Here is a 7,744-nt window from a genome sequence, read left to right on the forward strand (position 1 = left end):
CGGTATGACAGTCAACATCACCGTTGGATGTTATGGCCTCTTCGCGAGCAGGCCCCCCCCCACACAGGGTTTGGTGTTTTTCCGGCCAGTTATCACACAGCCCCAAATGGGCGTTTTTTTTGCAGCGTGGGGCGGGCATACTAGGCCGTCCCTTTCCCTGGTGCCACCCGCCTCTATGCTCCGCGTCCTGATAGCCCTTGCTCTGACCTGCCTGCTCCAACCGGCCTTCGCGGACGAGCGCGCGCAAACCCAACAACAGTTGGAAGCCACGCGCCAGGACATCGCCGAGCTGAAGAAGCTGCTGAACAAGTTGCAGGAAGAAAAATCCAGCGTGCAGAAAGACCTGCGCGGCACCGAAACCGAGATGGGCAAGCTGGAGAAGCAGGTCGACGCCCTGCAGAAAGAACTGAAGAAAAGCGAATCCGAGTTGCAGCGTCTCGATGGAGAGAAAAAAAAACTCCAGAGCGCGCGCACTGAACAGCAAAAACTGATCGCCATCCAGGCTCGGGCGGCCTACCAGAACGGTCGCCAGGAATACCTCAAGCTGCTGCTCAATCAGCAGAATCCCGAGAAATTCGCCCGCACCCTCACCTATTACGACTACCTGAGCCAGGCCCGCCTGGAGCAGCTCAAGAGCTTCAATGAAACCCTGCGCCAGCTGGCCAATGTCGAGAAAGACATCGAGCTGCAGCAAGCCCAGTTGCTCGTACAGAAAAGCAGCCTCGACACCCAGCGCGAAGAACTCGAGAAGGTTCGCAAGGAGCGCCAGGTGGCCCTGGCCAAGCTCAATGACGACGTGAAGGCTCGCGACAGCAAGCTCAAGGCCCGCGAGCAGGACCAGGCCGAACTGGCAAACGTCTTGAAGACCATCGAGGAAACCCTGGCTCGCCAGGCTCGGGAGGCGGAGGAAGCGCGACAGAAAGCGCTGATCGCCCAGCAGGAAGCCGAAAAAAAGCGTTTGCGTGAAGCCCAGGCCGACGCCGATGCCGGCGAAGCCCCGCGCAAGCCGGCTAAATCCAGCCCCGGCGCAGTGGTTTCCAGTGATGGCGAAACCTTCGGCGGTGCTTTTGCTTCAGCCCGGGGCAAACTTCCATGGCCGGTCAATGGTCGATTACTTGCACGCTTCGGTGAAACCCGTGGCGACGATACCCGCACCAAGTGGGACGGCGTGATGATCAGCGCTTCCGCCGGTAGCCAGGTGCACGCCGTACATGGCGGGCGCGTGGTGTTTGCCGACTGGCTGCGCGGTGCCGGCCTGCTGGTGATCCTCGATCACGGCAACGGCTACCTGAGCCTTTACGGCCACAACCAGACGCTGCTCAAATCGGCAGGTGATGTGGTCAAGGCCGGCGAGTCCATCTCCACGGTCGGCAACAGTGGCGGGCAGGACACGCCAGCACTGTATTTTGCTATTCGCCAGCAGGGTCGCCCCAGTGACCCGGCACAATGGTGTCGTGCGCAAGGATAAGCGCGCCCATCCAACTCAGGAGTTCGTTCGACATGCTGCATTTGTCCCGCCTCACCTCGCTGGCCCTGACGATCGCCCTCGTGATCGGCGCGCCCCTGGCTTTCGCCGCGCAACCCGCGCCGGCGTCGACCGCCGCTACGGCCGCCACCACCAAGGCCCCGCTGCCGTTGGATGAACTGCGCACCTTTGCCGAAGTCATGGACCGGATCAAAGCCGCGTACGTGGAACCGGTGGACGACAAGATGCTGCTGGAGAATGCCATCAAGGGCATGCTCAGCAACCTTGACCCGCACTCGGCCTACCTGGGCCCTGAGGATTTTGCCGAGTTGCAGGAAAGCACCAGCGGCGAATTCGGCGGCCTGGGCATCGAGGTCGGCAGCGAGGACGGTTTCGTCAAGGTGGTCTCGCCGATCGACGATACGCCCGCCTCCAAGGCAGGCATCCAGGCTGGAGACTTCATCGTCAAGATCAACGGGCAACCGACCCGTGGCCAGAGCATGACCGAAGCCGTGGACAAGATGCGCGGCAAGATCGGCGAGAAGATCACCCTGACCCTGGTGCGCGACGGCGGTACGCCATTCGACGTGACCCTGACCCGGGCGGTCATCCAGGTCAAGAGCGTGAAGAGCCAATTGCTGGAGTCCGGCTACGGCTACATCCGCATCACCCAGTTCCAGGTCAAGACCGGCGAGGAAGTCGCCAAGGCCCTGGCCAAGATGCGCAAGGACAACGGCAAGAAACTCAACGGCCTGGTCCTGGACTTGCGCAACAACCCCGGCGGCGTCCTGCAATCGGCCGTGGAAGTGGTGGATCATTTCATCACCAAGGGCCTGATCGTCTACACTAAGGGCCGCATCGCCAATTCCGAACTGCGCTTCTCGGCCACCGGCAACGACCTCAGCGAAGCCGTGCCACTGGTCGTGCTGATCAATGGCGGCAGCGCGTCGGCGTCGGAGATCGTCGCCGGTGCTCTGCAAGACCAGAAACGTGGCGTCGTCATGGGCACCACCAGTTTCGGCAAGGGCTCGGTGCAGACCGTGTTGCCGCTGAACAACGACCGCGCCCTGAAGATCACTACCGCGCTGTACTTCACGCCCAACGGCCGCTCCATCCAGGCCCAGGGCATTGTCCCGGACATCGAGGTGCGCAAGGCCAAGATCACCAGCGAGGCGGACAGCGAGTACTTCAAGGAAGCCGACCTGCAAGGTCATTTGGGCAATGGCAACGGCGGCGCCGACAAACCGACCGGTTCCGGCGCCAAGGCCAAGCCGATGCCGCAGGATGACGACTATCAGTTGGCCCAGGCCTTGAGCCTGCTCAAAGGGTTGAACATCACGTCCGGCCGCTGAGATGGGCCTGCGTTTCATCTTCGTCCTGCTATGCCTGCTGGCGGGAGCCGTTAACGCGGCCCCCGCCACAGCTTCCCCGCCGCAGAAGGCTTACCTGAGCCTGATCATCGATGACCTGGGGCAGAATCTACCCCGGGATCGCCGTGTCCTGGCCCTGCCCGGTCCGGTCACCGCGGCAATCATGCCCGACACGCCCCACGCCGCCGAAATCGCCCGCGAGGCTCATCGCGCCGGCAAACTCGTCATGCTGCACATGCCCATGGACCCGGCCACCGGGCCGTTCGCCTGGCATCCGGAATTTTCCATCGAAGAATTGGGCAAGCGCCTGGACGCCGCGTTTGCCGCGGTGCCCTACACCAGCGGCATCAACAACCACATGGGCAGCCGCATGACCGCGCAACCCCAGGCGATGGCCTGGCTGATGGAGAATCTGCAACAGCGGCACAAGTTTTTCGTCGACAGCCGCACCAGCGCGCAGACCGTCGCCGCTGCCGAAGCACAAAAGATCGGCCTCGCCAGTGTGTCGCGGGATGTATTTCTGGATGACGAGCGCACCGAAGTGGCTATCGCCGGTCAGCTTCAGGTCGCCATCGATCTGGCTCGGCGGCAGGGCTCGGCCGTGATGATCGGCCATCCCTATCCACAGACCCTCGCCGTGCTCGAGCGCGAACTGCCCAAGCTCAAGGCCCAGGGCATCGAGTGGATCGACGTCAAGTCGATGATCAGCCTGCGTAGTAACCAAGCGATGGTCGGGCATGGGAAGGATGGGGTTTATCGTTAGGCTTGGCGCTTCAGAGATATCGCGCCATGATCGCGTCCACTTCGCCTTCGTTGCGTAGCTCATCCAAGGCCTTTTGCAACCGGGCCACTACCTCGTCCGGCACGTCCTTGTTCAACGCCAGGTACAGCTCGGCACTGTTGAACCGCAGCACTGTCTTGAGATCGCTCACCCCTTCCTGACGCGCCAGATAACGCCCCGCCGGGTCGCCGGTGGCCCATAGATCTATCTGGCCGTTGACGAGTTTTCTGGCGTTGTCCTGATCGCGCAATACGAGAACGGGCGTTAAACCCTGCTTCGCCAACGTCTCGGCAATCGCGTCGCCCTTGTAGGCACCAATGCGGTATTGGCGCGCTTGCTCCAGCGAGTCGAGGGCAATCTTGCTGTCCGCCTTGGCAAGCATGATCCAATCATCCGGACCGATGGGACCAACCCATTTGAAGAGCTTTTCACGCTCCGGCAACCGAGCCGTGACGAACACACCATAGCCCGGATTTTCCAGGGCGAGTTTGTAGATCCGCTCCCAAGGAAAACGCAGCGTCAGGCTGTAGGAGACATCGGCGCGCTTGAATATTTCGCGGACGATGTCCACGGCAATGCCATGGATATTCTCGTCCTGGGCGAAGTTCTTGCCGTTCTTGGCCATGTTGTACGGGGGGAAGTTTTCGGTCAGCAACACCAACGATGTATCAGCGGCGCGAACGGTGCCTGCCAACAGCAACGTGGCACTGGCAAAGGCAAGAACGAGGCATTTGAACATGTCGGGCTACCGCAATCCATGGTGTGCCCAAGAGTGCCTTGGGCCCGCCATGGTGTCCAGCAATCAGCGAATGCAGATACCGCGCTGCGCCATGTAGGCCTTGGCTTCCGGCACGGTGTATTCGCCAAAGTGAAATATGCTCGCCGCCAATACAGCACTGGCATGGCCTTCCAGAATGCCGTCGGCCAGGTGTTGCAGGTTGCCGACACCGCCGGAAGCGATCACCGGAATGCCCAAGGCATCGCTGATGGCACGAGTGACGCCGAGATCGAAGCCGTTTTTCATGCCGTCCTGGTCCATGCTGGTCAGCAGGATTTCACCGGCACCCAGGCCTTCCATCTTCTTCGCCCATTCAACGGCGTCCAGCCCGGTTGGCTTGCGCCCGCCATGGGTGAAGATTTCCCAGCGCGGGGTTTCGCCCGGGCCGGAGACCTTCTTTGCGTCGATTGCCACGACGATGCACTGCGAGCCGAAATGCTCGGCCGCCTCGCCAACGAATTCCGGGTTGAACACCGCCGCGGTGTTGATGGACACCTTGTCCGCGCCGGCATTGAGCAGGTTGCGGATATCCTGCACGGTGCGCACGCCGCCGCCCACGGTCAATGGGATGAACACCTGGCTGGCCATGCGTTCGACGGTGTGCAGCGTGGTATCTCGGCCGTCGACGCTGGCGGTGATATCCAGGAAAGTAATCTCGTCCGCACCCTGCTCGTCATAACGACGGGCGATTTCCACCGGGTCGCCGGCGTCACGGATATTCTCGAACTTGACGCCCTTGACCACCCGGCCGTTATCCACGTCCAGGCAAGGGATGATGCGTTTGGCCAGCGCCATGGGCTTAATCTCCGATTAAGAGTTGCAAGCTTCAAGTTATAAGCTGCAAGCCAAGCAGATCGCGGTCGTGCTTTAGCTTGCAGCTCGCGGCTTACAGCTTGGAGCTGGCCGCGTAGCCATCACAAAATTGTTGAGCTTCGGCAACATCCAGCGTGCCCTCATAAATCGCGCGGCCTGTGATCGCACCGATGATGCCCGGCGCCCTGGCGTCGAGCAGTGCCTTGATGTCGCCCAGGTTGTGGATGCCACCGGAGGCGATCACCGGGATCTTCGTGGCGGCGGCCAGGGCAGCGGTGAACGGAACGTTGCAGCCCTGCATCATGCCGTCTTTGGCGATGTCGGTATAAACGATCGAGGACACACCGTCGGCTTCAAACTGCTTGGCCAGATCGATGACTTGCACGCTGCTGATTTCAGCCCAGCCATCGGTGGCGACAAAACCGTCCTTGGCGTCCAGGCCGACGATGATTTTGCCTGGGAAGGCGCGACAGGCTTCGGCGACGAAAGCCGGATCTTTTACGGCCTTGGTGCCGATGATCACGTAGCTCACACCGGCCTTGACGTAGTGCTCGATGGTCTCCAGCGAACGAATGCCGCCACCGATCTGGATCGGCAGGTTCGGGTAGCGTTTGGCGATGGCGGTGACCACTTCACCGTTGACCGGCTGGCCTTCGAAGGCACCGTTAAGGTCAACCAGATGCAGGCGACGGCAACCGCCCTCCACCCACTTGGCGGCCATGCTCACCGGGTCGTCGGAAAACACCGTGGAGTCTTCCATGCGGCCCTGGCGCAGACGGACGCAAGCGCCGTCCTTGAGATCGATAGCGGGGATAATCAGCATCTGGCAAACCTTCAAATACGAAAATTCAACTTGGCTCGAAAATCAGTTTTTCTCGAGCGCCCACAAGTCGCTTTCAATGCTTTCGAACCTTTCTTTAAGGTGCGTCTGCACATCGAAAATCGCCCTGTTGTAATAGTGCGGAGCAATTTCGCGGGTAAACAGATCAAGAATTTCCGCCGCTTCGAACGAGCCAAGGTCCAGCTCGAAACGTTCCTCCATGAACCGCTGGATCTTGCGGTTCGCCTCACTTTCCTGTTCAGGCGTGAGAGTGAGGATCGGCGGCTTCTTGCGAGCCATTACCAGCGCCCGTCCCACGCCGCGAAGTTCTGCAGCAGTTGCAGGCCATGGGTATGGCTCTTCTCCGGGTGGAACTGCACGGCGAAGCGCGAGCCATCGGCCAGGGCCGCGGCAAAATCGACACCATAATGACCGCTGCCCACCACCTGCCGGGCATTGCCGGCGGCGATGTAGTAGCTGTGCACGAAGTAGAAACGCGCCAGGTCCGGAATATCGTGCCACAGCGGGTGGTCCACCGTTTGCCGTACTTCGTTCCAGCCCATGTGCGGCACTTTCAAGTGCTCGCCGTCTTCGTGCAGGTCCTTGCCAAAGAATTTTACCTGGCCCGGGAACAGCGAGATGCAATCGACACCGTCGTTCTCTTCACTGCGATCGAGCAACGCCTGCATGCCCACGCAGATGCCCAGGAACGGGCGATCCTGGCTGACTTCGTGCACCAGCTTGTCGAAGCCCAGGCGCCGAATCTCGGCCATGCAGTCGCGAATCGCGCCGACACCGGGAAACACTACCCGGTCGGCTTCGCGAATCACCTCGGCATCGCTGGTGATCAATACCTTGCCGGCGCCTACGTGCTCGAGGGCCTTGGCCACCGAGTGCAGGTTGCCCATGCCGTAATCGATAACCGCAACCGTCTGCATTACAGGACGCCTTTGGTGGAAGGCATCTGGCCGGCCATGCGGTCATCGAGCTCGACAGCCATGCGCAGCGCGCGGCCGAACGCCTTGAACACGGTTTCGATCTGGTGGTGGGTGTTGTGCCCGCGCAGATTGTCGATGTGCAGGGTCACGTTGGCGTGGTTGACGAAGCCCTGGAAGAACTCCTGGAACAGGTCGACGTCGAAGCCGCCGACGGTGGCGCGGGTGTACGGCACATGCATCTGCAGGCCAGGGCGGCCGGAGAAGTCGATGACCACGCGCGACAGCGCTTCATCGAGCGGCACGTAGGCATGGCCGTAGCGACGGATGCCCTTCTTGTCGCCGATGGCTCTGGTGAAAGCCTGGCCCAGCGTGATACCGACATCCTCCACGGTGTGGTGATCGTCGATATGCAGGTCGCCCTTGCTGACGATGTCCAGGTCGATCAGCCCGTGACGGGCGATCTGGTCGAGCATGTGCTCAAGAAAAGGCACGCCGATATCAAACCGGGCCTTTCCGGTACCATCCAGGTTGATCGAGGCTTTGATCTGGGTTTCCAGAGTGTCGCGCTCGACAGACGCCTTACGTTCGGCCATCACCAGCTCCGCAAAATCATTGGGCGAAAAAGGCAGCCATTATAGGGGCGCGAGCGGCAAACAGAAACAAAAGAGGTGACGCCGCTGACGGGCTGAAACCGATGCGGCGGCGTTAGACATGTCCATACAAGTCTTCCAGGACTCATAAAAACAAATGTGGGAGCGAGCCTGCTCGCGAAAGCGGCA

9 protein-coding genes are annotated in these 7,744 nt (G+C 60.9%); 3 read left to right on the forward strand and 6 right to left on the reverse strand.

What is annotated here, in order from left to right; genetic code table 11:
- Positions 1-175 precede the first annotated feature (175 nt).
- From ACE04F_RS26100 to ACE04F_RS26110, 3 genes are read left to right on the forward strand one after another with little or no spacing between them, the layout of a single operon-like run.
- Entirely contained in the window at positions 176-1,468 is a 1,293-nt protein-coding gene (locus ACE04F_RS26100; RefSeq protein WP_305497433.1) for a murein hydrolase activator EnvC family protein, read from the forward strand.
- 32 nt (positions 1,469-1,500) lie between these two features.
- Entirely contained in the window at positions 1,501-2,817 is a 1,317-nt protein-coding gene (locus ACE04F_RS26105) for a S41 family peptidase (RefSeq protein WP_434602554.1), read from the forward strand.
- A 1-nt stretch (position 2,818) separates the two neighbouring features.
- Entirely contained in the window at positions 2,819-3,598 is a 780-nt protein-coding gene (locus ACE04F_RS26110) for a divergent polysaccharide deacetylase family protein (RefSeq protein WP_486110507.1), read from the forward strand.
- 10 nt (positions 3,599-3,608) lie between these two features.
- Here the strand turns inward: ACE04F_RS26110 and ACE04F_RS26115 are convergent, their stop codons facing one another.
- The 6 genes from ACE04F_RS26115 to hisB form a co-directional block, all read right to left on the reverse strand.
- The gene (locus ACE04F_RS26115; RefSeq protein ID WP_486110508.1) at positions 3,609-4,355 is read right to left on the reverse strand and encodes a substrate-binding periplasmic protein; all 747 of its coding nucleotides are present in this window, start codon (positions 4,353-4,355) and stop codon (positions 3,609-3,611) included.
- Between the two features lie 63 nt (positions 4,356-4,418).
- Entirely contained in the window at positions 4,419-5,189 is a 771-nt protein-coding gene (hisF, locus tag ACE04F_RS26120; protein ID WP_486110509.1) for an imidazole glycerol phosphate synthase subunit HisF, read from the reverse strand.
- A 91-nt stretch (positions 5,190-5,280) separates the two neighbouring features.
- Positions 5,281-6,030 (reverse strand): 1-(5-phosphoribosyl)-5-[(5-phosphoribosylamino)methylideneamino]imidazole-4-carboxamide isomerase, encoded by a 750-nt coding sequence (gene hisA, locus ACE04F_RS26125; protein ID WP_486110510.1) that lies wholly within the window; start codon positions 6,028-6,030, stop codon positions 5,281-5,283.
- 42 nt (positions 6,031-6,072) lie between these two features.
- Positions 6,073-6,327, reverse strand: a complete 255-nt coding sequence (locus ACE04F_RS26130) for a DUF2164 domain-containing protein (protein ID WP_003186749.1) — start codon at positions 6,325-6,327, stop codon at positions 6,073-6,075.
- Entirely contained in the window at positions 6,327-6,965 is a 639-nt protein-coding gene (gene hisH, locus ACE04F_RS26135) for an imidazole glycerol phosphate synthase subunit HisH (RefSeq protein WP_486110511.1), read from the reverse strand. Before hisH ends, ACE04F_RS26130 begins: the two co-directional genes overlap by 1 nt.
- Positions 6,965-7,558, reverse strand: coding sequence for an imidazoleglycerol-phosphate dehydratase HisB (gene hisB / locus ACE04F_RS26140; protein ID WP_305497443.1), 594 nt, complete (start codon positions 7,556-7,558; stop codon positions 6,965-6,967). The genes hisH and hisB overlap by 1 nt, the downstream gene beginning before the upstream one ends.
- Between the last annotated feature and the right edge of the window lie 186 nt (positions 7,559-7,744).

The sequence above is a fragment of the Pseudomonas sp. AGC41 genome (genome assembly GCF_057334555.1).

Coding starts and splice junctions, on each gene's coding strand:
- ACE04F_RS26115 (WP_486110508.1), bottom strand. CDS start 4,355: ATGTTCAAATGCCTCGTTCTTGCCTTTGCCAGTGCCACGTTGCTGTTG.
- hisA (WP_486110510.1), bottom strand. CDS start 6,030: ATGCTGATTATCCCCGCTATCGATCTCAAGGACGGCGCTTGCGTCCGT.
- hisH (WP_486110511.1), bottom strand. CDS start 6,965: ATGCAGACGGTTGCGGTTATCGATTACGGCATGGGCAACCTGCACTCG.
- ACE04F_RS26100 (WP_305497433.1), top strand. CDS start 176: ATGCTCCGCGTCCTGATAGCCCTTGCTCTGACCTGCCTGCTCCAACCG.
- hisB (WP_305497443.1), bottom strand. CDS start 7,558: ATGGCCGAACGTAAGGCGTCTGTCGAGCGCGACACTCTGGAAACCCAG.
- ACE04F_RS26130 (WP_003186749.1), bottom strand. CDS start 6,327: ATGGCTCGCAAGAAGCCGCCGATCCTCACTCTCACGCCTGAACAGGAA.
- ACE04F_RS26110 (WP_486110507.1), top strand. CDS start 2,819: ATGGGCCTGCGTTTCATCTTCGTCCTGCTATGCCTGCTGGCGGGAGCC.
- ACE04F_RS26105 (WP_434602554.1), top strand. CDS start 1,501: ATGCTGCATTTGTCCCGCCTCACCTCGCTGGCCCTGACGATCGCCCTC.
- hisF (WP_486110509.1), bottom strand. CDS start 5,189: ATGGCGCTGGCCAAACGCATCATCCCTTGCCTGGACGTGGATAACGGC.